General features: G+C 51.8%; 23 protein-coding genes. 12 read left to right on the forward strand and 11 right to left on the reverse strand.

Annotated features, from left to right (window positions below):
* Positions 1-46 precede the first annotated feature (46 nt).
* Together PsAD13_RS25945 and PsAD13_RS25950 are read left to right on the forward strand one after the other, a co-directional pair.
* Complete coding sequence (locus PsAD13_RS25945) at positions 47-607, forward strand: TetR family transcriptional regulator (protein ID WP_063319939.1); 561 nt, start codon at positions 47-49, stop codon at positions 605-607.
* A 220-nt stretch (positions 608-827) separates the two neighbouring features.
* Positions 828-1,619: a cyclase family protein gene (locus PsAD13_RS25950; RefSeq protein WP_063319940.1), complete on the forward strand. Its 792-nt coding sequence runs from the start codon at positions 828-830 to the stop codon at positions 1,617-1,619.
* Between the two features lie 83 nt (positions 1,620-1,702).
* Here PsAD13_RS25950 and PsAD13_RS25955 read toward each other — a convergent pair whose 3' ends face one another.
* Positions 1,703-2,263: a hypothetical protein gene (locus tag PsAD13_RS25955; RefSeq protein ID WP_206599795.1), complete on the reverse strand. Its 561-nt coding sequence runs from the start codon at positions 2,261-2,263 to the stop codon at positions 1,703-1,705.
* A 125-nt stretch (positions 2,264-2,388) separates the two neighbouring features.
* The gene (locus PsAD13_RS25960) at positions 2,389-3,189 is read right to left on the reverse strand and encodes an alpha/beta hydrolase (RefSeq protein WP_208986947.1); all 801 of its coding nucleotides are present in this window, start codon (positions 3,187-3,189) and stop codon (positions 2,389-2,391) included.
* Between the two features lie 193 nt (positions 3,190-3,382).
* Here PsAD13_RS25960 and PsAD13_RS25965 point away from each other — a divergent pair, with 193 nt between their 5' ends.
* From PsAD13_RS25965 to PsAD13_RS25975, 3 genes are all read left to right on the forward strand, one after another.
* On the forward strand, positions 3,383-3,697 hold the full coding sequence (locus PsAD13_RS25965; RefSeq protein ID WP_057461393.1) for a metalloregulator ArsR/SmtB family transcription factor: 315 nt from the start codon (positions 3,383-3,385) through the stop codon (positions 3,695-3,697).
* Positions 3,698-3,831: 134 nt separating this feature from the next.
* Positions 3,832-5,034: an MFS transporter gene (locus PsAD13_RS25970; protein WP_084404839.1), complete on the forward strand. Its 1,203-nt coding sequence runs from the start codon at positions 3,832-3,834 to the stop codon at positions 5,032-5,034.
* A gap of 159 nt (positions 5,035-5,193) precedes the next feature.
* The gene (locus tag PsAD13_RS25975; protein ID WP_063319941.1) at positions 5,194-6,258 is read left to right on the forward strand and encodes a putative sulfate exporter family transporter; all 1,065 of its coding nucleotides are present in this window, start codon (positions 5,194-5,196) and stop codon (positions 6,256-6,258) included.
* A 105-nt stretch (positions 6,259-6,363) separates the two neighbouring features.
* Here the strand turns inward: PsAD13_RS25975 and PsAD13_RS25980 are convergent, their stop codons facing one another.
* Positions 6,364-6,687, reverse strand: coding sequence for a hypothetical protein (locus tag PsAD13_RS25980; RefSeq protein ID WP_208986948.1), 324 nt, complete (start codon positions 6,685-6,687; stop codon positions 6,364-6,366).
* Positions 6,688-6,947: 260 nt separating this feature from the next.
* Here PsAD13_RS25980 and PsAD13_RS25990 point away from each other — a divergent pair, with 260 nt between their 5' ends.
* From PsAD13_RS25990 to PsAD13_RS26010, 6 genes are all read left to right on the forward strand, one after another.
* Positions 6,948-8,057, forward strand: coding sequence for an S-(hydroxymethyl)glutathione dehydrogenase/class III alcohol dehydrogenase (locus tag PsAD13_RS25990; RefSeq protein WP_063306958.1), 1,110 nt, complete (start codon positions 6,948-6,950; stop codon positions 8,055-8,057).
* 129 nt (positions 8,058-8,186) lie between these two features.
* Entirely contained in the window at positions 8,187-9,023 is an 837-nt protein-coding gene (fghA, locus tag PsAD13_RS25995; RefSeq protein ID WP_063319942.1) for an S-formylglutathione hydrolase, read from the forward strand.
* Between the two features lie 116 nt (positions 9,024-9,139).
* Complete coding sequence (locus tag PsAD13_RS26000; RefSeq protein WP_057461386.1) at positions 9,140-9,430, forward strand: SCP2 sterol-binding domain-containing protein; 291 nt, start codon at positions 9,140-9,142, stop codon at positions 9,428-9,430.
* A gap of 269 nt (positions 9,431-9,699) precedes the next feature.
* Positions 9,700-10,554: a methyltransferase domain-containing protein gene (locus PsAD13_RS26005; RefSeq protein ID WP_063319943.1), complete on the forward strand. Its 855-nt coding sequence runs from the start codon at positions 9,700-9,702 to the stop codon at positions 10,552-10,554.
* A gap of 252 nt (positions 10,555-10,806) precedes the next feature.
* Positions 10,807-10,965 carry a hypothetical protein gene (locus tag PsAD13_RS27910; protein WP_161831198.1) on the forward strand — a complete coding sequence of 53 codons (159 nt, stop codon included), beginning with the start codon at positions 10,807-10,809 and terminating at the stop codon, positions 10,963-10,965.
* The gene (locus PsAD13_RS26010) at positions 10,966-11,607 is read left to right on the forward strand and encodes a LysE family translocator (protein ID WP_057461384.1); all 642 of its coding nucleotides are present in this window, start codon (positions 10,966-10,968) and stop codon (positions 11,605-11,607) included.
* A 32-nt stretch (positions 11,608-11,639) separates the two neighbouring features.
* Here PsAD13_RS26010 and PsAD13_RS26015 read toward each other — a convergent pair whose 3' ends face one another.
* The 8 genes from PsAD13_RS26015 to PsAD13_RS28215 form a co-directional block, all read right to left on the reverse strand.
* Positions 11,640-12,674: an agmatine deiminase family protein gene (locus PsAD13_RS26015; protein ID WP_063319944.1), complete on the reverse strand. Its 1,035-nt coding sequence runs from the start codon at positions 12,672-12,674 to the stop codon at positions 11,640-11,642.
* Between the two features lie 148 nt (positions 12,675-12,822).
* On the reverse strand, positions 12,823-14,532 hold the full coding sequence (locus PsAD13_RS26020) for a Cache 3/Cache 2 fusion domain-containing protein (protein ID WP_063319945.1): 1,710 nt from the start codon (positions 14,530-14,532) through the stop codon (positions 12,823-12,825).
* A gap of 1,129 nt (positions 14,533-15,661) precedes the next feature.
* Positions 15,662-16,168 (reverse strand): SRPBCC domain-containing protein, encoded by a 507-nt coding sequence (locus tag PsAD13_RS26030; protein WP_063319947.1) that lies wholly within the window; start codon positions 16,166-16,168, stop codon positions 15,662-15,664.
* Between the two features lie 13 nt (positions 16,169-16,181).
* Positions 16,182-16,535: a metalloregulator ArsR/SmtB family transcription factor gene (locus PsAD13_RS26035; protein WP_063319948.1), complete on the reverse strand. Its 354-nt coding sequence runs from the start codon at positions 16,533-16,535 to the stop codon at positions 16,182-16,184.
* Between the two features lie 126 nt (positions 16,536-16,661).
* Positions 16,662-17,492, reverse strand: a complete 831-nt coding sequence (gene proC, locus PsAD13_RS26040) for a pyrroline-5-carboxylate reductase (protein WP_063319949.1) — start codon at positions 17,490-17,492, stop codon at positions 16,662-16,664.
* A gap of 3 nt (positions 17,493-17,495) precedes the next feature.
* Positions 17,496-18,257, reverse strand: a complete 762-nt coding sequence (locus PsAD13_RS26045; protein ID WP_063319950.1) for an aspartate/glutamate racemase family protein — start codon at positions 18,255-18,257, stop codon at positions 17,496-17,498.
* An 85-nt stretch (positions 18,258-18,342) separates the two neighbouring features.
* Entirely contained in the window at positions 18,343-18,828 is a 486-nt protein-coding gene (locus PsAD13_RS28210) for an FCD domain-containing protein (RefSeq protein ID WP_343228963.1), read from the reverse strand.
* The gene (locus PsAD13_RS28215) at positions 18,825-19,043 is read right to left on the reverse strand and encodes a GntR family transcriptional regulator (RefSeq protein ID WP_208986950.1); all 219 of its coding nucleotides are present in this window, start codon (positions 19,041-19,043) and stop codon (positions 18,825-18,827) included. Before PsAD13_RS28215 ends, PsAD13_RS28210 begins: the two co-directional genes overlap by 4 nt.
* A 206-nt stretch (positions 19,044-19,249) precedes the next feature.
* Between PsAD13_RS28215 and PsAD13_RS26055 the strand changes: the two genes are divergently transcribed.
* Positions 19,250-20,941, forward strand: a complete 1,692-nt coding sequence (locus tag PsAD13_RS26055; RefSeq protein ID WP_063319951.1) for a thiamine pyrophosphate-binding protein — start codon at positions 19,250-19,252, stop codon at positions 20,939-20,941.

Here is a 20,941-nt window from a genome sequence, read left to right on the forward strand (position 1 = left end):
ATATTTTTTTCGTTATATGTACTGATCAGTAAACCCAGAGGTTGGTATGCGCAAAAATAAACGAGATGAACTCGTACAACAGGCGATGGAAACCTTCTACAGAAACGGATTTCACGCAACGGGCATGGATATGCTGGTGGCAGAATCCGGCATCTCCAAAACCTCCATGTACAAGCATTTCAAAAGCAAGGACGAGTTGATCCTTGCTGCGCTGAAGCTGCGTGAGGAGCAGTTTCATAGCTGGTCTGCACAGCGGGTTGCTGAGCTGGCGAGCGAACCCAGAGATCAACTGCTGGCGCTGTTTGATGTGCTGGATGAGTGGTTCAAAGAAGACACCTTCAAGAGCTGCATGTTCATCAAAGCCAGCTCAGAATATCCGGAACCTGACCACCCTATTCACCAGCAAACCGCTGAGCAGCGAAATGCCATGTACAAGGGTGTGCTGACACTGGTTGAAGCAGCTGCTCTGAAAAATCCAGAAGCGTTAGCGCGGCAACTGCTTATGCTGCAGGAAGGCGCGATCATTACCGCGCATTTTGGCAACAGCAAAGACCCGGCAGGTGAAGCGAAACAAGCTGCCAAAGCCTTGATTGACGCTGCTTCCTGACAATCCCAACTCGCGAAAAGTAATCGTCGCCTCTCAGAATGCAAAAGACGGTTTGAGTACTGTGCGGTCCCAAGCGCGTGGCCTTACATCTGCAAATCTTACTCTGCGGAAAATATTTGCGTATACATATGAATTTGTTTAGCGTGGTCCCTGAGAAATCTAACGGGACGGTTGATCTCTCATATTAAAAACGTCCACTTTCTGGGAGGGAGAAAGAGGGATGCTGACCAAAAGCATATTGGAAGACCTTGGCACAAAACTGATTACTGGAGATGTGGAGGTGATTGACCTGTCAGGTCGATTAGGGCCAGAAACTCCCATTTTACAACTGCCGCCTGACTTCGCCAAAAACACGCCGAAAGTGGAGATTCATAAGATCTCCGAGTATGATGCGGACGGACCGTTCTTTGCGTGGAACTGGATGAAACTGGGAGAGCACTCCGGTACACATTTTGATGCGCCGCATCACTGGATCACCGGAAAAGACTATGCAGATGGATATACTGACACCATCTCACCGCAGAATTTTGTGGCGCCTGTTAACGTGATTGATTGCTCCGCTGAGACTGCCGCGAACCCGGACTTCCTGCTGACGGCTGACCGTGTGAAAGAGTGGGAAGCTGAGCATGGATCAATCAATGCTGGCGAATGGGTTGTCATGCGCAGCGATTGGTATCACCGCAACACCGATGAAGCGAAATTTCTCAATGTAGATGAGAATGGACCGCACTCACCGGGGCCAACCGTTGATTGCATTGAGTATATCCTCTCCAAAGGCATTCTGGGTTGGGGCAATGAATGCATTGGCACGGATGCGGGATGCGCCGGAGGGATGGAACCACCCTATCCTGCGCACAACTTGCTGCACGCTGCCAACCGCTACGGCCTCGCCAGCCTCGCTAATCTGGACAAGCTACCACCCAAAGGCGCCATCCTGATCGCGGCTCCACTCAAGATCGCCGATGGAACCGGCAGTCCCATCCGTGCACTCGCACTGGTTTCTGTGGGTTAGAGAAGTGCGCTCTGAGACGATGACTCGTCTTAGAGCGTTTGTAGGCATGTAACGACATATATTAAGGCAAGTTGTTGTTTTAGCTAGTTTTGCGACACCACTAACTTTTGGATGATGGATTTTGCTGAGGCACTGCTGGTCTTGAATATGAAAGGTGGCGCACATCGAGCTTGTAGAACATTCCAGAGTTTAGGGTTAGGGTCTGGAAAGACTGTTGCACTTGGACCTCTTAGTGGAGGGAGCTTTCCCCCTGCCTTCCTTAGTGCGATTAAAAATGGACCACGTGACATGCTATCTGGCTCGCCAAATGTGGAGTTGTTCCATGCAACTTCAATTTTATCGCTCGCTTCACCTTGCAAAACTTTGCCGACTTTTACTGTGAAGCGAGCATAGTCAGTAATGAAGCTTTTTTGCTTCCCATAGAATTCTTTTAGTTCAGGACAGCGCTCAATCTGTTTTCGCCGTTGCTCTCTGATTTCCTGATCCTTAACAATTTCATAATCTGTGATTTCACCAATAACCACTAAGTCAGCAAAGCTGACGTCGTCCAAATTCGTTTTGGCAGCTAAAAGACAGGCCTTGGCATTCCCGGCGAAAAGTAGGGTCGCGGCAATTACAGTTGCTGCAATATTGCTAGAAAACATCTCAAAACCTTTATCTTGGCAATATGTTCCCAGTGGGAAAGAACGGTGCTGGGTGTGTGAGCATAAATTGGCCGCTGAAGCCTATAAATGGTGCTCTTAGGTGAAGTTTTTGATTGAATGAGGGGTCATCTCACCTTCATTAGCTCTACCATGCGGGTGACGGTGTCGATCACATAGTGTGGCTTGTCTTTCATCACGTTATGTCCGCTGCCTTTGGCGAGCAGGCTGCTGCGGTTTGGGGAGGCGGCGACGAAGTCTGCATGGGCCTTGCGCATTTGGCTGACGATCCTCTCGTCCTGTACCCATGACGTTTCTGCGAGGATGTCGATGACAGGCAGATGCTCAGGAATGCTCACCGTGCGCATGCGTTTCGCTGTGGTTGGGTAGGCTTTCACCACGGGAATGATTGCTTTTGCCAGTTCAGGAGCTGCTCTTTCGAGTGCCTCGAAGCGTGGTGTGTACTCTGCAAGGACGTAATCGACCAGCTGCTGGCTCATATCCGTCGGGATGCCTGCATCTACAAAAACAAGGCCTTTCACCTGCACCATATTCTCGGCCAGCAGACTGGCGATATAGCCGCCATAGGAGTGAGCCACGAGGATGATAGGACCTCCGATTGCATGCTCTGTGAGGACTGCTTTCAGGTCATGGGCCTCGCCTTCGATTGTATAAAGACCTTCCCATAGTGGGCTACGGCCCAAACCGGCGCGGTCATAGACCACGGTTTGAACCCCCACCTTGCGCAAGTGTGGTTCAATGTCTTTCCAAACCGAAGCATCATTTCCATTCCCACTGATGAAGATGATGGTTGGGCTACCCTCCCCTTTTGCTTCCAGCCATAACGGAGCCGACAAAGCTGCGGTTGAGAAGAGAATCGCGAGGAAAGCGCAACAGATGTAAGAGAGTATCTGGCGGAGTATCAGCACAACAGCAACTTTCTTGAAACTAAAAATCTTAGAGCAATACGGCCATAACATCCCATTTTCCGGGATGTTTCAATGGTGTTGTGAAAGCTTGGATGAGGAGAGTGTATGTCCCTCTCCAACGCGGATCCTTGAATATAGTTGATAAGCTATATTGTAATGTTGCTATATAGCTTGCTGCCTATATGTTATTTACATGAGCTTGATTGAAATCCTTAAAACTCTCGCCAATGAGAACAGGTTGACCATTCTGGAGTGGCTTCAGGACCCTGAGGCGCATTTTCCGCCGCAAAAGCATGGCGACCTGATTGAGCATGGGGTTTGTCTGGGAGCAATCGCTCGAAAACTCGGCATTTCTCAGCCCACAGCAACCAACCATATGAAGGTGCTGGTGAATGCCGGTCTGGTGACGCTCACGCGCAACAGCAACTGGGTGTATTTCCGCGTAAACAAGGAGATTGTTTCTCTTTTTCTGGATGATCTTCAAACCAAGATCGCCCCACAAAAATAACTCGCCGGCGCAACCTGCAAGCTGATCCTCTTAGGCTGATGACCTTCTCCCACCTCCCCTGATCTTCAGCGGATTGCTCTTGTGCCACGAACCCTACTATTCGTTTCCTCATCCAATTATGACTGGAATACAGAGTGAAAAGCTCCGTTTTTGTGTTCTTTGGCTCCATGTTTGGTTCTCGTTTAGGAGACCAACTGCTGCTTTTCGTCGTTCCACTTGTTGTCTTCCAAACCACTGGCAGTGTGTCGCTTTCCGGCCTTGCCTTTGCTGCTGAAACGCTGCCGCGCATTCTGTGCTTTCCCGTCTGCGGAATTCTGGCAGACCGTTTTTCTCCCGTCACATTGATCCGCATTTCTCAGGCAGGCCGCTCACTGGTCTGTGCCCTTGGCCTTGTTGGCCAATATTTTATGCCCCATGTGGGCTGGATTGTTGCCATTGCGGCCCTTTCAGGCGTGCTCACGACACAAGGGTTCATGGCTCGCGAAGTGATGCTGCCGCAAATCTTCAAAGACGTGACCTTCACCAAAGTGCAGTCCTACGCGCAGAGTGTTGACCAGATTTGTATCGTGTTGGGGCCGGTTATTGCCGCGGCTCTGTTCAACGTGTTCGGCTGGGAAATTGTCGTGGTCATGTCAGGCGCACTGTTTGTCAGTGCCGATGCACTCATCTCCATCTGGCGCCGTCTCAGTGACGTGGAGTTGAAAGAGGCCAAGCCGTTGGACGGGCATTGGACCAAGCCATTCCGCATTGCGCTCAACCATCTGTTTTACCTGCCGGGGTTGAAGCGCATTGTGGCGCTCACAGCTCTGGTCAATCTGGTTTTCGGTGTCACACTGGCAACCTCTGCCAGTATGGTCACTGGTCTTTATGAGCAGTCCGAGGAGTTCTACGCGCTGCTGCAATCCGTTGGGGCGATTGTCACCTTTGCGGTTTTGCTGGTTACAGGTGCGAGCCGTCTGAAGCTGACTCATATCGGCATCATCTCATACAGCGGGTTGGTTGTTGGCGGTGTGATCACCGGGTTCACGAGCAACTACTGGATTTACCTGTTGGGGTACTGTGTGATCCTTGGCTTTGACAGCATGTTTAACGTCTACATCCGCAGTGCACGGCAGAAGATTATTCCGCCAGATGACTACGGTAAGACGGTTGGTGTGATCATCCTGTTCAACAACTTCACTCTGCCACTCTCCGGCTTGTTTGTTGGTCTGGTGACTTCCGTTGAATATACGGGATGGCTGGTGCTTGTCCTCACTGCGTTCATTGCGTGTGCGGGACTGGCACTCAGCCTTGTTGGCGACTCTGTGCAGCAAGCAAAGGTTAGCGAAACACAATAGGCTCCCGCCAAACAGTCAGGCCACACCCCCTGAATTGCCATGGGGTGTGGCGGTTTCTTTGGCTGGCGTAACCACTTCACCATGCAGCATCCTTATGATGTCTGAAGTGCTTCTTAACAGAGGCACTGGGGACCAAAGGCACTTGCAAGGGTGAGTTTCATGCCAGCCGACTCCAGCCTGCCAGATCAACCGGAAAGCTCTGGCCCGTTCTTCTCCAAGTGGATGAAAGAGGGCCGTGAGATCATACCCGGCCTTATCATTGCAACGGTGATCGCCATTGCTGCGCGTTACATCTCCGAGCATCAGGGCGGGCCGGTGATGCTTTACGCCCTGCTCATTGGTATGGCCGTGCATTCTATTTATGAGGATGGAAACTGTCAGGCAGGCCTGAGTTTTGCGGCTAAAAAGGTGCTGCGACTGGGCGTGATCCTGCTTGGCCTGCGCGTCTCGTTTGCACAGATCCTTGCGCTCGGTTGGCAAACGCTGGCTCTGGTGATCCTCTCGGTGCTGGCCATGCTGTTTGTTGGCCTAATAGTGGCTCGGTTACTGGGTCGCTCCGCCAGTTTTGGATTGCTGACGGGAGGCGCTGTTGGCATTTGCGGAGCATCTGCAGCACTGGCGATTTCCTCCGTATTGCCAAACTCCAAGGAAAACGAACAAAACACGCTGTTCACGGTCATTGCCGTAACAGCCCTCTCAACCCTCGCGATGATCCTTTACCCCAGCATCGGACAGATGTTCGGCCTTACCGATGTGCAGCTCGGCATCTTCTTTGGCGCGACCATTCATGATGTGGCGCAGGTGGTAGGTGCTGGGTTTGCGGTGTCAGACAGCGCAGGTGAAATCGGCACCGTGGTCAAGCTGATGCGGGTGATGATGTTGCTTCCGGTGATTTTTATCATCTCGGTGTGGTCCGCCAAGTGGTTGCACACCAAAAGCAACGCCGCAACAACTGCTCTGCAGACCAAAGCCCCTGTCCCTTATTTCGCCTTCGGGTTCGCAGCACTGGTCGTGGTGAACTCACTGGGCTGGATACCTGAGACACCGCGCCTGATCCTCGTTGATGCCTCCACCTGGTGCCTCGTCATCGCGATCTCGGCACTTGGAGTCATGACTACCCTGAAAACCCTCGTCAGCCTCGGCCATCAGCACCTGTTCGTCATCGTGGCCGAAACACTACTGCTGCTTGGCGGGATCGTTCTAGCGATCAAGTACCTGCTTTAGAACGTTTTGGAATGTGCTGCCAATAGACGAACGCGTAGCCCATTGTGCAGGCAATACCCATGAAGATGAGGAAACCTTCTAGGATCGTAACTGACGGCATTGCGATTACGGGCATGAGCAAAATGGCTGTGCTGGTGCCAGCCAAATAGCTGATGAGGGCGGCGCCAACGGGGGCCTGAGCCGTGTTCTTCTGAGAATGAGATGAAAGACAATAGTTGCCGGTAGAGCGGGCCCTGCAATGAAAGGGATGATCGTTGTGAGCGGGATCCTGTCTTGCAGGATATACAAGATCACAAAGCCGACAGGAGGGAAGATGGCAAGCAGGTAGAAGGTGAGACAAGCCGTGATGCCTGCGAGCGTCAGCGCAAAAAGATAAACCGGATACCCGCGCGAAAACTCGAGAATCTTGCTCTTTGTCATGCCACTCATATTTTTCTCCTGAAGACAACAAAGCAATGATTGAATTGCGCAATGACGTCCACTCTGTGCACTCAAATATGTTGTTTGTTACTAACTTTAGTCTCTACGCAAAACTCCTGAATTCGCTGATGCAATTCGTGGTTCTGCGCGTTATAAGTTACTGGTGCAAGTTTAGGGGTGACACGCGGGAGGTGTGCGCCGCTTTAATCAATTTTGGGGAGGTCCCGCCACATCCGGCGGGTCTATAACAAGACGTATAGGTTCACAATATGGATACACGCGCCGCTGTTGCTTATAAAGCCGGAGCCCCTCTTTCTATCGAGACAGTTCAGCTGGACGGCCCGAAGCCTTTTGAGGTTCTGGTTGAAATCATGGCAACAGGTATCTGTCACACAGACGCCTTCACCCTGTCCGGTGATGATCCGGAAGGTCTGTTCCCGGCCATCTTAGGCCACGAAGGCGCAGGCATTGTGCGCGAAGTGGGCAAAGGCGTTACCTCGCTGAAGCCGGGCGATCATGTGATCCCGCTTTACACACCGGAATGCCGCGAGTGTGAGTACTGCCTTAACCCGAAGACCAACCTGTGTCAGTCCATCCGCTCCACACAGGGTGCAGGCGTAATGCCAGACGGGTCCAGCCGCTTCTCCATCAATGGTGAAAAGATTCACCACTACATGGGCACCAGCACCTTCTCCAACTTCACTGTTCTGCCTGAGATTTCTCTGGCGAAGATCCGCAAGGACGCACCGTTTGATAAGGTTTGCTACATCGGTTGTGGTGTGACCACTGGCGTTGGCGCCGTGATCAACACAGCAAAGGCTGAGCCAGGCTGTAAGGCTATTGTGTTTGGTCTTGGTGGTATTGGTCTTAACGTTGTGCAGGGCCTGCGTCTGATCGGTGCTGACCAGATTGTTGGTGTTGACCTCAACCCAGGCAAAAAAGCACTTGCAGAACAGTACGGCATGACTGACTTCGTCAACCCGAAGGAAGTTGAAGGCGATCTGGTTCCTTACCTGGTTGACGTGACAGGCGGCGGTGCGGATTACACCTTTGAGTGTATTGGCCACCCAACCACCATGCGTCAGGCGCTTGAGTGCAGCCACAAAGGCTGGGGCGAAAGCATCATCATCGGTGTTGCTGGCGCTGGTCAGGAAATCTCCACCCGTCCATTCCAGCTGGTGACTGGTCGTTCCTGGAGAGGTACTGCCTTCGGCGGCGCGCGCGGTCGTACGGATGTGCCGAAGATCGTGGACTGGTACATGGATGGCAAGATCGATATTGACCACATGATCACCCACACCATGCCGCTGGATGAGATCAACACTGCGTTTGATCTGATGCATGAAGGCAAGTCCATCCGTTCGGTTGTGACGTTCTAAGCCATACTCTGGGTTTTCGTATTGATAAGGTCTAAGCGGACATCTGCTCTGCTTAGGCCTTCATTTTAATGCGTATTCTTATCCGAAAACCGGAACCGCTTTTCGGAAGTACGCTGTGAGAGAGCTATTATGATTGAGCTGATCCAAAGCTGGCGCTGTTTTGATGGCGAGCAGCGCGTTTATCGCCACGATAGTAAAGCCACCGGTACGCCAATGGAATTTGCGGTGTTTCTACCGCGCCGTGCGTTGAATGGTGAAGAGTGTCCTACGCTGATGTTCCTCTCCGGTCTCACCTGTACCTGGGAAAACATGGTCTCCAAAGCTGGCAGCCAGCGTGCAGCAGCAGAGATGGGCATGATCATCGTTGCACCGGATACGTCTCCACGTGGTGACGATGTGGCGGATGATGATGGTTGGGACATGGGCAAAAGCGCTGGCTTTTACCTGAACGCCACGCAGGAGCCTTGGGCCAGGCATTACCGAATGGAAGAGTACATCACGCAGGAGCTGCCGGAGATCTTGGAAGAACACTTCCCGATTGATCTGAGCGCTCTGGGCCTGACGGGTCACTCTATGGGTGGTCATGGCGCGTTGACTCTTGCGTTGAAGAACCCGGGCCTGTTCAAGAGCGTGTCTGCATTCGCGCCAATTGTGAACCCAATCAACTGCCCGTGGGGTGAGAAAGCCTTCTCAGGTTACCTCGGTGAAGATCGCTCCACATGGGCAAACTACGATGCCTGTGAGTTGGTCAAGTCTCGCGGCTGGAAAGGCCGCATCCTGATCGATCAGGGCTCAGCCGATGGGTTCCTGGAAGAACAGCTGAAGCCTTGGGTCTTTGAAAAGGTTTGCCGTGACGAAGGCGTTGACCTGACTCTGCGCATGCATGGTGGCTACGATCACAGCTACTATTGCATCGCGTCCTTTATGCAAGACCATATTGCCTGGCACTATGACGAATTGGTTTAGTGGTTAACCTATACCAGACCATTGAGGCGCTTGTAGTTTGCAGGCAATAGGGTTAGGTAGCTGCAACAATTGGGAGGGTCCTGCCCTCCCTGAACAGAAAACAGCCAGAGGAACAGATGTCCGAATTCATCCAGAAGATCGTAACCGGGATCAACGGCAAACTTGATGGCGTCGATATGTCAAAATCGATTGCACTCAACATCAAGGATGAGGGCTTCATCATCGTCGACGAGAACGGCGCGCGCGCAGAAGAAGCAGAGGCTGATTGTACGATCTCTTGCTCTGCGAAGACCTTCAAAGGCTTGGTGGATGGTTCCGTCAACCCGATGACAGCTGTGATGATGGGCAAGATCAAGATCGGCGGCGACAAGATGGTCGCCATGAGCCTTGGCAAAATCCTCGGCTAAGCAAATATAGCGTCAGTCCGCGGTACTGTGGACTGACGCCTCCGCCTTGACGCGAATACATTCCCGCCTTCTCAAGGCTCTTAGAGCCTCTTCAAATTCCATTTTGAAATTGCGATATGGCCAAGTTTCCTCGTGAGATCAAGAGCATGAAACTTTAGCAGCCAATCGCGCACTGATTACAGTTTTCGAAAGATCAACTGGACTGTTCGGATAGGTAATTAAGTGTTTTATGGCTCACTGCGCTCTAATTAAACCAGAGAGCTGTAGTCATGAAAAACGGTATTGACGACGAAAATCAGTTTGATCCGGTTGCAGATATTCTTTCCAGTTTTTTTGAGCTTAACAACGCTTTAGACTTGGAAGCTGCAGGCAAGTATGATGAAGCCGCAGAGGCCTTTGAGGACATTCTGCGCAATGATCCAGAAGATAGTATTGGCGCTTCACTTCATCTGGCAGCTATTGGCAAAGGCAATGTCCCCAGCTGTATGCCCGAGGCCCATGTGCTGATGCTGTTTGGCCAAATGTCTGAGACCTATGACAAAAGGCTGCTGGACGGCCTGAAGTACGCCCTCCCCGAAAAAGTTAAGGAGAGAATGACTGCGCTTGAGGTTGGACCTTTCAAGCGAATGCTGGACCTTGGTTGTGGAACAGGACTTTGCTGTGAGGTGCTCAAGGATCAGGTCACTCACAAAATCGGTTTAGACCTTTCTGCGGAGATGCTTGAGAAAGCAAGAGAGAAAGAGATTTATGATGTCTTGCATGAAGGCGAGATCACTCAATTTCTGAAGCAAAGCCGCCATGAGCCCTGGGACCTTGTGATCTCGACAGATGTCATTCCATACAATGGGACTTTGGATGAGATGTTTTTAAATATCGCCCGAAACATGACTCCCGGCGGTATTTTCCTCTTTTCAACGGAGACCCAGCCGGAAGAGGCATTTGGCGGCCAACCTTATCTTATGGGAAAGTATTGTCGCTATGCCCACTCGCAGGATTACCTTCAGAACCTGCTGAAGCAGAACAATCTCAAACTCCTTGATCGCACTGAAATGGTCCTACGTTTGGAACAAGGACATCCAATCGCCGGTCAGCTGGTGATTGCAAAGAAAAAAGACCCGGAATAGCCGTGAAAACTCTTTAGCAGTGAACAGTAGTGCGGAAACCAAAGAGTATTATTCAGGCAAGAGTAGATAAGGATACTCTAAGCCTCCCTTCCGCTATTCTATGAAGGCTTGAAAAAAGACCGTCTCCAAGCCATGCTCGACGCGGGAGACGTGGATGCTGCTCAGATTTCGACATTACAAGATTTAGTCGATGAAGCCCTGATTATTGAGGGTGAACATGAATAGTGTCTTTCCATTTTAGGGGACGTGTTCATGGGCCATATTGTCAGGCTCCTGAAAAAGGAAGAAGGCCAAAAAGTTATTGATGACTACATCCATGAAGGTTTTAAAATTGGAGAGGCGATTCAAACAGGTGTGATCAGTCACGACAACACCGCGAACAATCGCCAGAATGTTATTGAAAGAATTTAAATGAGTGCAGACCAACTCATCCTGTATTGCATAGCTATTTTTTCTGTGTCGATCATCCCCGGCCCCAGCATGGCGCTTGCATTTGCTGAGGGCGCCCGGGGAGGCGTGAACGGTGTTGTTCCACCCGCACTGGGGAATGTCACCGCCTCTTTAGGGCAAGCGTTAATTGCCTTTTTCGCCTTCCGCTCCGTGGTGTCGCTGGAACCTCGGGTTCTGCTCACAGTGCAGGCGGTTGGAGCGCTGTATATCGCCTATATCGGCTACATCTTTATTCGCCACGGCAGGAGCTTTCGGTTGGATACTGCAGGACCGGAAAAACAGCTTTCCAAAGCGACAGAGGGATTTCAGACTGGATTTCTCATTGCCTTCTTCAACCCAAAAGCAATCCTGTTTTTTGTGGCGTTGTTTCCGCAGTTCGTTAACAGCGAAATTGTAGCAAGCGTTGGGGCGTTGAGCTCTGTTTTTCTGCCCATTGGGCTGATCGCTCTGATCTGCTTTTTAGCCTACGGCTTTCTGGGACAGATCTCGCTTCAGGTCTTTGATGAAAGCAAGGTGTTCAACTGGATTGTGCCAGGCTTGGGTGGTTTTTTGCTGCTAACAGCGACACTGGGCCTTCTGGATGCAATCAACCAGATTTTCTGAGTTCAGCAAAGCAGTGACCTGTGTTGGCTGACCTAATCTCTCAGAATTGCTTGTGCTGCTTTGCCTTTCAGCTGAAGGGTGAGGCAACGCACTGAGCCGCCCAACTTACACACTTTGTTGGCTGGCACCGGAATAACCGTCTTGCTGGTGTTGGCTTGGATGGTCTCCAGCACTTCATCGCTGTTCTGGTCGCCAAAATGCGGCATGTAGATGAATTTGCTGGTCATCGTCGCGTTGACGTTGACCCCGCAGGCGCTGGACAGATCAGCTTCATCCCACATAGCGTTCACTTCAACAATCTTGATGCCAGGAAAAGATGCCTCCAGTTCCTCGGTGATCTCAGTCCTCATGGGGGCGTCATAGCGGTTGAGGATGATGGTGTTGTCTTCCGCAAACATCACCATGCCATCGCTGTGAGCCATGACCTCTTCATCGGGAGGCAAGATCGCGACTTCTTTCGCGTTCAGCAGCTCCTTCAAAACTGCCTTGCCGTCTTCATAGGACAAGTGATTGTCTTCCAGAAAGCGCGTTGTGGTGATCACCCGGCCTGTGTGGTTATCAACGATATTACCGCCATCCAACAGGTAGTCGGTTTGAGCAAACGTCAGCCCCTTCGCATTGGCAAAGGCATTAAAGCCGCCCTGCATTTCATCTGCGACCGCCTGATCACCTTCAAAGGTGACAGGGGTATAGCGGAACTGAACTGGTTTGCCTGGGTTGATGACGGTGTAATCCCGCGCCCAAATATGCGGGAGATAGTCATTGATAAGAACCTCGTCCGGCACCTTGCCTTTAAAGTAAGACCGAGTCTGTGCATCCACAATGATCCGCACCTCGTCGTTTCCATAAACAGCATTTGCGAAGGCGATGTCGAAATCCACGATATCCTGAAACAGCGCTGCGTACTCGGGATCATCGTAGGTATCAGCAATGGATGGCGCAGCAATGAGGATCAGGTCCTGATCAGACGCTAAGGCCGCTGTGAAATGACTTGTCGTCAACAATAGGCTCAGGCTTGCAAGCAACCTACAAGCCATTAGCTGGAGTTTTGATTTGAAGTTTTTCATGTGTTCTCCAGCTGGTCTATCAGTGCCTCACTTGTAAAAACAGGTGAGTGAACGGGCGATGATCATTTCGTTTGAATGTAAAAGGCCCTGCATCACCAATGGAATGCAGGGCCTCTTCAAGTCATTACGCTCCTAAGAGGCATAGTGCTTAGGCTGCGCGAATATCATCCATAAAGGAGTTGATGGTTTTGCGCAGGAGCGCTGCGTTGGATGCAACTGCCTGCGATGCGTCAAGCACCTGAGAGGCCGCTTCTTGCGTTTCCGTCACTTTCACCGACACTTCGCTCACGTTGTGTGCTGCGCTGCGAGTGCCCTGCGCTGCCATCTGAACGTTCTCGCTGATCTCCATCGTCGCGGATCCCTGCTGTTCAACGGCATTGGCGATGGAGGTGGCGTGTTTGTTCACTTCGCTCATTGTGTCGCTGATGCCACAAATGGCTTCCACTGTCTCCTTGGAGGAGTTCTGGATGCCTGAGATCTGCGCAGAGATTTCCTCGGTTGCCTTGGAGGTCTGGGTCGCCAGCTCCTTCACCTCGGAGGCAACAACTGCAAAGCCTTTGCCCATCTCACCAGCACGTGCTGCTTCAATGGTTGCGTTGAGCGCCAGCAGGTTGGTCTGCTCTGCAATATCGCGGATGAGGTTGACGACTTCGCCGATCTTTTGCGCAGCACTGTCAAGTGCCTGAACCTTCTGGCTGCTTTCTTCTGCTCCACTGGTTGCGGCGCCCACCACACGGTTGGTCTCACCCAACTGGCGGCTGATCTCTTCAATGGAGGCGCTCAGCTCTTCAGCTGCGGTCGCAACCGTCTGCACATTGGCAGAGGCTTCTTCGGAGGCATCACGAGCGGTGTTGGAACGCAAAGCAGAATCCTCTGCAATGCCGGTCAGGCGGGTGGCGGTGTGTTCCATTTCCGCAGAACGCTGATCCACACTCTGCAGTGCTTGCGTGACTTCGGCACCAAACTGGCTCAACAGGTTCTCGATGCGGCTCTGACGTTCCTCGCGAGCGCCGGATTCCTCATCGCTTTGCTCTTGCAGGCGAATACGCTCTACGTTGTTCTGACGCAGAACTTCGATCGCTTGCGCCATCTCACCAATCTCATCAGAGCGGGTGGAATACGCAATCTTGATGTCCATCTTGTTCTCGGACAAATCACGAAGGGCCTTCGTCATCACAGGAATCGGCTTCAGCATGAACTTGAAGCCGAAGTAGGCCATCAGAACAAGAACAAGCCCCAGTCCAAGCGCAGCGTAAAGCAGGTTCCAGGTGACGTTATCAACCTGCGCTTCAATGTGGGATTTTTCAACGCCTACATAAAGAATACCAATCACGCGATTGTTGCTGTCAAAGATTGGTTGGTACAGGGTGTAATAGGCCATGCCGAGGATGTCGGCTTCACCGCGGAAGGTCTTGCCGGACTTGATAATTGGATAAACACTGCCAGTCTTGCCGAGTGGTGTATCGACGGCGCGTTCGCCCTTCTTGTTTTTGATGTTGGTGGTTTTGCGCCAGTAATCCTGGGTCGCGTCATCCCACACAAAAACAGTTGCGGTCTCGCCAGTCAGATGCCCAATCTGGTCAACAAGATCGTTCCCTGAAAAGCTCAGAGGATCATTTGTGATGATTTTGGCAACATTAGAATTGTGATCCAGCTTCACGGTTGCTGATGGGAGTTCCTGCTGGAACTGTGCAGCCGCGATGCGAAAATTGATATTGTGACGTTTGTCCACCTCATCGCTCAGCGTACCCCAGAGTAACAGGTCTGCGGCCAGCACAAGAACACCGATTGTTACGACAATGGCAAATGAAACGGTTGAAGCTATTTTGGTGGTCAGGTTAATTCCGGAAAAGTGCATAAGTGCCCCGTTGCTATTCTTATTTTCCGCTGCGGGTATTTTCTGAGAATACCACTGTTAGTTTTAGGGGTATGGTGCACTTACTAATAACAAATTAAATTTTGAACTATTCCGCTCGGTAATATGCAAAAATATAATGAGAGCAAATACTTATATTATTTCTGATAGGGTACATTTCTGCGCATAAGCTGTTGCCTGAGGGGGAGAATGCGACAATCCGCGCAAGAAAAAACCCCGCCTCCAAGGGAGAGGTCGGGGCTGAGGAGAGGTCTCCACCACAACTTACGTCGCCAAACTTGCCTGAAGCTCGGCGAGAGGAGTCGCGGGTTTCAATATTGCTCTTTGTAAGAACCAAATGTGAGTTGATGCACCAACTTGATCACAAAGATGATTGGTTGTGCGAGCAGACCCGGAACAAACAAGACAAAAGCTACGCAGTAGAACGAAAAGAACGGCCCCACGAACATAACGAAAGTCCCCAGGCGTTCGGGGACTATGTCCTCGGGCGTGAAAATAAAGAAACCCCAAATTGTAAATAACAGAATTAGGAACGAGGCAATCACACTTAAGAAATGCAGGTGACTAACACGCTGGTATGCTTTGTTTTCGTTCCAATACTTCAAGTATCCGTAAACAAAGGGGAGAGTGAATGGTACGGCGAGCAGTAAAGTGGAGATGCTGGCTATTGCGAAGTGACTTGCATTATATGAGCTTAACCTCTGCAGCGCGAAAAAACGTGATTGAGACATTGGAAATGTTTCGAGATAAAATGATACAAGGTATTGAATTATATCATATTTCATCAGATAAACTGAAAAATTGGAAGGTAAGACTATGAAGAGGATAGAGAGGATAAACAGATATAAGATTGTCTTGTTGTTCCACCTATAATATGCGTAGGAGTGATAGGCGCATCAGTGATGCATAACCCAGCAAGCTCCTGTATTTCTTTCGTCCCTCTTCAAATTTCTCAATTGAGTTTATCTTCATTGGGTTGGTCCAAGATAAGTAGAAGAAATTTATGTTTGAGAATGCAGTTTTCGGCAGAAAAACAATTGATAACAACTAAGTGGGCTGGCTTGTCACCAATTGGAAGCACAGCCCAAGTTAGTTGCTTTACGAAAGTGCTCTAAGTCTGCATTTCGCTTTGAAGCTCGGCGAGCAGTTCTTCCAGTAGGCCCATACCGGCATTCCAGCCTTGGTTCATGCCGCCGATGGCTGCCTCGAAGCAGGCGATCTCAGCCTCTGTGGCGTCATGAGGAACCCATGTGAGGCGCATTTTGGTCTGGTCGCCGTCTTGCTCAAAGGTAACGGTGGTCAGCAAAACACGAGGCCAGTCCTGCATCATCGGGCTGGCAATCACATTCCAGTCAGCGTCAGACGTTGCATGAAGCCATACCAGTTTTGAAGGTTTTGAGACCTCTGTATATTCAACGCGTTGGAAGTTGGAATTGTCTCCCCACTTCATCTCATGCAGCCAAAGGCCGCCTTGTTTGACGTCCAGCTTGTGGACGATGCTTTCCACGTTGGGGCCGTACCAGCGCGAAATAAGATCAGGCTCCGTCCATGTGCGCCAAACCAGCTCGCGCGGGGCGTTAAAGGTGCGTTCCAGTACATAGGTTGGTAGTTCACTCATTCCAATTCCCTCCTCAACTCTCGGATTTCTTCAGTTCCTCCAGAAGATCATCCAGCTGATCGAAGCTGGATGACCAGAACTTGCTAAACTCTTCCAGCCATTTAACCGCCTCACGCATGGGTTCAGCTTTGAGCCGTGCCGGGCGGCGTTGCTTGTCTATGGCGCGTTCAACCAGCCCTGCCCGTTCCAGAACCTTCAGATGCTTTGAGACGGCAGGTTGGCTCATGCAAAATGGCTCAGCCAGCTCGTTGACCGATGCGTCTCCATTGGCGAGCCGGGTCAGGATTGCTCGGCGCGTAGGATCGGCCAGTGCTGCAAACACGGCATCAAGGTTTTCTGGTTGGGGTGTCTGGTTCAGTTGTTGCATAACCGTATGGTTATATAATAATTGAAATTGGTCAAGCCCAAAGTCTTGAGAGTGTGTCAGAGCAAAAGAAAACCCCGCCGTCCTGATGGAAGTCGGGGTTTTCAAATCTTGTGATAACGCAGGAGGCTAGGCCAGCTCTTCACTGCGTTTTTTGGCAGCTGCAACAGCGCGGGAAAGAAGTGGCGGCATGCCATTGGCTTCGTTCATAAGCACATCAAGCGCCGCAGCTGTGGTGCCGTTTGGAGATGTAACATTGATGCGCAGCTGGGTAGGGTCATCGCTGGCATCTTCTGCCAGTTGCCCTGCTCCGCCAACGGTGGCTTTAGCCAGCTGCATTGCCAGTTCTTCCGGTAGCCCCTGCTCTGCGCCTGCTTTGGCGAGGCACTCGATCAGGTGGAACACATAGGCAGGTCCAGAGCCGGAGACTGCTGTCACAGCATCCATCTGGCTTTCGTTCTCCAGCACAACGGTCTGACCAACAGCGGCGAGCAGTTCCTGTGCCATAGCCAGATTGCTTTCCGAGCAATGACTGTTTGGAATGAGCGCGGTGATGCCGCGTCCAATAGCTGCCGGTGTGTTTGGCATGGCACGGATGATCGGGCTGCCCTCACCCAACAGAGAAAGAAGTGTGGTCAGGTTTGTGCCTGCTGCAACGGAAATGAAAACGGTGTTACCACCGCCTAGCGCGACAACCTGAGGGGTTGCATCCCCCATCATCTGTGGCTTCACAGCCAGAATGCACACTGCGGGAGCTGCTGGCAGTTGCTTATTCAGGCTTAGGCCGTGATCTTCCAGTGACCTCAGCCAGTCAGATGGATAAGGATCAATCACAGTTGTGCTGGAAGGCAGAACGCCTGCTTCCAGCCAGCCCTTCAGCATGGCTGAGCCCATCTTTCCGCAGCCAAGCAAAACGAGGCCGTTTGTGTTTATCTGTTCAATCTGACTAGGCTTCGACATCGATTAATTTCCGTAAGTCGCTAAATCCAAACGCGGGTCATCCAGTTCCAGCGGGAACTTACGCGGAACCAGACCGGATTGGAACCAGTTCACAAACGTGTAGATGGAATATACGGGCAATCCGGTGAGTTTGCGGATGTCATTGGCGTAGGGCACCATATTGGTGCATTCCAGAACGATGGCGCCAATGCCCTCGTTTTTGGTCACCAATTCTGCGGCAGCGTCCAACAGATCCAGACGGGCATCTTCAAAGTTGATGGCGTCATAGTCATCCAGCACTTCGCGGGTGAAGTTGCGCAGACCATCTGTGCCTACAATCACCGTGTCTTCCGGTGCGCCTGCTGCTTTCAGGTGCTCCTTGGTCAATGTTTCTTTGGAAATGGTGATGACGCCGACGCGCTTGTTCTTCGGCAGAAGCTGCTGCACGCTTGGGATCTGCATCAAGGAAGATGTTGCGACGGGTACGCCAAGCGCTTCCTTCACCTCGTCCTGAATGAGAGCCAGAAAACCGCAGTTGGTGGTGATGCCATCACAGCCGGTCCGCACCAGATCGCGGCCAGCTTCAACAAACAGATCCACCAGTTCACGCGGATCATTGCGTACCACCTTGTTTGGGGTCGCACCGCGGACCACGCGATAATGCACTGGAAACGGCCATGTCTGGGCATTGCCGATGTCGCCGTAAATGCGCGGGAACTTGGTTTCCAGCATGAGAATGCCGACTGAGGCACCAAATACGGTCTTGCCTCCATACTCAACGGACATAATTCAAAACCTCTTCTATAAAATTGGAGGGCAAAGCAGGTTAAGTGTTGGGGACCTGCGACCTGCTTTGCTTTTGGTACTCGCGTTAATCTGCTGGAACGTAGAGCTGCGAATAGGCGATGCGCACCGCCTCTGTTGCTTCATCGCGGCGACGTTCAATATGATGGCGCATGGTGGAAACGGCTTTGTCTTCATCCCGGTTGATCAGGGCGGTCAGCACCACACGGTGGGCCGAAAGCTGGGCTTCCTCCTGCGTGGAAACAGGTGTCTTGCCGCGTAGGTATTTCAAGTCGACAAGACGGATGTAACGCACGCGGTCATTCAGGTTTTCCAGAATGCGGACCAGCTCGTTGCTTTGAGAAAGGGCAGCGATGCGCATGTGATACGCCTCATCCATGCTCAAAAGCTCCATCGGGTCTTCGCAGCTGTCGTAGTCCGGCTCTGTGGACTTCAAAAACTCCATCAGGTCCTGAAGTTCTTCATCACTGGCTCGGCGGCAAACAAGGCGGACAATCTCCGTCTCAATGGCGACACGCGCTTCATAAAGGTCGAGAATAAGCTTCGGGCTCAGGGGGCGGCAAAAGAAACCGCGGCCACTCTCTGGAACGTGAGGAAGCCTTCTGCCACGAGTCGATTCAACGCCTCGCGCAGCGGTGTCCGGCTTGCGCCCAACTCTGTGGATAACGCACTCTCGTTGATACGGGCATCCGGCTTAAGTTCGAAATAGGCCGCCATTTTCCGTAGTTTTTCGTAGATGCGGTCCACGTTGCTATCAGCTTTTGTCATTCCAAAATCGCTCTCAATCCTGCCGTCGCAGGCCCCAAAAATTGGCTCAGCACTTACCACGTCATAGATGAACTGTACATTCCATTTGACCTGCGCTCAATATTGAATATGGTGCTGTATACAATTTTGAGTGCAATCGATTCTGCATTCTTCGGGTTTAGTAAATTGCCTGCTTAACAGGTGGGACGGGTCTGATAGGTGACACTGTGACGAATAAGATGAATGGTGCAGAAGCCATGGTAAAAATGCTGGAGGCGCAGGGCGTCCAGCACATTTTCGGTCTTTGCGGCGATACAACACTGCCGTTTTATGACGCGATGTATAAGCTTGATCACAAGATGACCCACGTTTTGACCCGTGATGAGCGCTGCGCCACTTACATGGCTGATGCGTATTCACGAGTGACCGGACGTCCGGGTGTGTGTGAGGGGCCGTCTGGTGGTGGCGCAACCTACATTTTGCCGGGTCTGATCGAAGCCTCTGAAAGCTCTTATGCTGTGCTTGGCATTACGACGGACATTTCTGTTGGGTCCTACGGCAAGTACCCATTGACTGAAGTGGATCAGGAAGCGCTGATGCGTCCGCTGACTAAATGGAACACCGTGATCAAGCGCGCTGACCACATTCCGCGGATGGTTCGTAAAGCCTTCCGTGCCATGACAACCGGTTGCTCCGGTGCGGCTCATCTCGGCCTGCCCTACGATATTCAGTATGATGCGGTCGACGCCTCTGACATCTGGGCAGATCAGCAACTGACGTCATATCCGGCTTACCCTCAGGCCCCTGCACCAGGTGCTGCTGAAGCTGCGGTTGATGCAATCCTGTCCGCCAAGAAACCGCTCTTTGTGTGCGGCGGCGGTGTTGTGATTGCTGGTGCTATGGAAGAACTGGAGCGTCTGGCATCCCGTCTCGACATTCCGGTTGCAACGTCTATCTCCGGTCAAGGTTCACTGGCTGAAACCCATCCAAACTGTGTGGGTGTAGTCGGGTCCAATGGCGGAACAGACGAGACATGGGAAGCCATGGCCAATGCGGACCTTGTGGTGTTCATGGGGGCTCGTGCCGGCTCCACCACCACCTCCCGCTGGGAAGCGCCATCTACTAAGACCCGTGTTGTTCACTTCGACAACGACCCGATGGTGATCGGTGCGAACTACGAAGTGGAAGTTGGCGTTGTTGGTGACCTCAAGCTTTCCCTTGCGCAGGTCAACGCTGTTCTGGATAAACGCGATCAGGGCGCTGACACTTTCGGCGGTGCAGCTGCTGTTGCAGACATCAAGAAACGCAAGTTTGAGATCTTCAACATGCTGGCCCAAAGCGGTGAAGCACCGATCCGTCCTGAACGGGTGATCGATGCAATGATGAAGGTGCTGCCGGTTGATGCCACAGTGATCTCCGATCCGGGCACCTCCTGTCCGTACTTCTCTGCTTATTACCAGCTGCCGCAGTCTGGTCGTTACTTCATCACCAACCGCGCGCATGGCGCATTGGGTTACTCGCTCTCTGCAGCGCTGGGTGCATGGTATGGCCGTCCAACCAGCAAAGTGGTTGCCATGATGGGTGATGGCTCCTTCGGCTTCACCTGTGGTGAGCTGGAGACTGTGTGCCGCTCCCGTGCACCAATCACCTACATCGTGTTTTCCAACTCCAGCTACGGCTGGATTAAAGCGAGCCAGTATGCAGACACAGATGCGCGCTACTACAATGTAGACTTTAACCGCACTGATCAGGCCGCTGTTGCCGCTGCTTATGGTGTGAAGAGCTGGCGCGTTGAAAATCCTGATGATCTGAAGCGTGTACTCAAAGAGGCAATCGAACATGACGGCCCAACGCTGATTGATGTTGTGACGCAGCCTCTTGAAGAAGCAAACGCCCCTGTACGTCGCTGGATGGGATAA

It is taken from the genome of Pseudovibrio sp. Ad13 (genome assembly GCF_001623225.1).
GTDB lineage: Bacteria > Pseudomonadota > Alphaproteobacteria > Rhizobiales > Stappiaceae > Pseudovibrio.